This window comes from Pseudomonas sp. NBRC 111123 (genome assembly GCF_001320205.1).
Classification (GTDB): Bacteria; Pseudomonadota; Gammaproteobacteria; order Pseudomonadales; family Pseudomonadaceae; genus Aquipseudomonas; species Aquipseudomonas putida_J.
Window position 1 is genome coordinate 1 of the sequence record NZ_BCAZ01000099.1, and the last position, 1,841, is coordinate 1,841.

At 64.5% G+C, this 1,841-nt stretch carries 2 protein-coding genes; both read left to right on the forward strand.

The window, feature by feature from the left end:
• Positions 1 to 111 precede the first annotated feature (111 nt).
• A complete protein-coding gene (locus tag APH27_RS25420) occupies positions 112 to 675 on the forward strand; it encodes a lipocalin family protein (RefSeq protein WP_027919708.1) in 564 nt (187 codons plus the stop codon).
• A gap of 60 nt (positions 676 to 735) precedes the next feature.
• A complete protein-coding gene (locus APH27_RS25425; protein WP_060486220.1) occupies positions 736 to 1,698 on the forward strand; it encodes a ribonuclease Z in 963 nt (320 codons plus the stop codon).
• Positions 1,699 to 1,841: the final 143 nt, after the last annotated feature.

A 1,841-nucleotide genomic window follows, 5' to 3' on the forward strand; every position in this document is an offset into this window, starting at 1 on the left:
TCGGTCTCACAGGCGCCAGAAAACTCAAGCCAGGAAGAGCCGATACAACTTTTGCGCCGTGCCCGCATCCAAACCAAGGTGAGCCCCACATTCGCTGACAGGAGATTTGCCATGGCGATGCGCACGGCCCTGATGCTTTCCTGCATGACCCTGGCCCTGATGGGCTGCGTCGGTTCCAACGACGACCACCACACCCCACCCACCACACAGCAGGTCGACCTGCAACGCTACCAGGGCACCTGGTACGAACTGGCGCGCCTGCCGATGTTCTTCCAGCGCAATTGCGTGCAGTCCGAGGCGCACTATGGTTTGCGCGAGGATGGCCGGATCGACGTGACCAACCGCTGCAAGGAAAAAGACGGCCAATGGAACGAAGCCCGCGGCGTTGCAGAAGCCCAGGTGCCGGGCAGGACCGACAAGCTCTGGGTGCGCTTCGACAACTGGTTCAGCCGCCTGGCGCCGGACCTGACCAAGGGTGAGTACTGGGTGCTGTACCACGACAAGGACTACCGCGTGGCGCTGGTCGGCCACCCCAACCGCGAGTACCTGTGGCTGCTGTCGCGCACACCGGCAATCACCGATCAGACGCGTGACCAGTTGCTGGCCATTGCTCAGAAGCAGGGCTACGACACAAGCAAGCTGATCTGGCGCCAGGACGACCCTGCCGCGCCCTGAGCATCGACGCGACGCGGCATTGCGTCTAAGGTGAGGCTCCACCACGCATGGAGCGAAACATTGGACCTGCAGTTTCTGGGCACCTCCTCCGGAGTGCCCACCAAAGCCCGTAACGTCAGCGCCACTGCGGTCATCGAAGCCAGCGGCAAGCACTGGTACCTGGTCGATTGCGGCGAAGGCACCCAGCATCAGTTGCTGCGCAGCTCGCTGTCGGTGCGCGACCTGCGTGCCCTTTTCATCACCCATGTGCATGGCGACCATTGCTTCGGCCTGCCGGGGTTGCTGGCCAGTGCCGGGATGGGGGGGCGCAGCGAGCCGCTCGACCTGATCCTGCCAGCCGCGCTGCAGGATTGGGTGCGCATGAGCCTGGCGGCCAGTGAAACCTACCTGCCGTTTGAACTGCGCCTGTTGCCCGTCGAGAGCCTGGGGCAATGGCAGAGCGATAACGTCCAGGTCAGTACCGTGCAACTGTCGCATCGGGTACCGAGCGTTGGCTTCGTGTTCACCGAGCTGAACCTGGAACCCCGCCTGGATATTCAGCGGCTGGAGGTCGAAGCAATCCCGCGCGGGTCGTTGTGGGGTGACTTGGCCAAGGGGCTGGTGGTCGAGCATGACGGGCAGCAGCTTGAACCACGTGATTACCTGAAACCCTCGCGACCACCGCGGCGAGTGATCGTCTGTGGCGACAACGACAACCCGGCTTTGCTCGCCGAAATCGCCAAGGACGTGGATGTGCTGGTGCACGAGGCGACCTATACCCAGCCTATCGTCGAGCGCAGCGGCAATACGTTCGGCCACAGCACGGCGGCGGCGGTGGCGCGGTTCGCTGAAGCGGCGGGGGTGCGCAATCTGGTGCTGACGCATTTCAGTGCGCGCTACCAGGGGGATCCGCAACGCAGCCCATGCATTGATGATGTGCGGGGTGAGGCATTGGCCCATTACACCGGGCACCTGACCTTGGCGCAGGACCTGCAGCGCTACCACCTCGGGCGCGATGGGTTGCTGGTGGCCGTCTCGGCTTGAGATTGCCGGGGCCGCTTTGCGGCCCATTCGCGGGCAAGCCGGGGCGCCGAACCACCGCTCCCACCAGTAGCGCACAGGCCTTGGGCGCGACGCGGTTCCTGTGGAAGCGGCGGTTCGGCGCCCCGACTTGCCCGCGAAGGGCT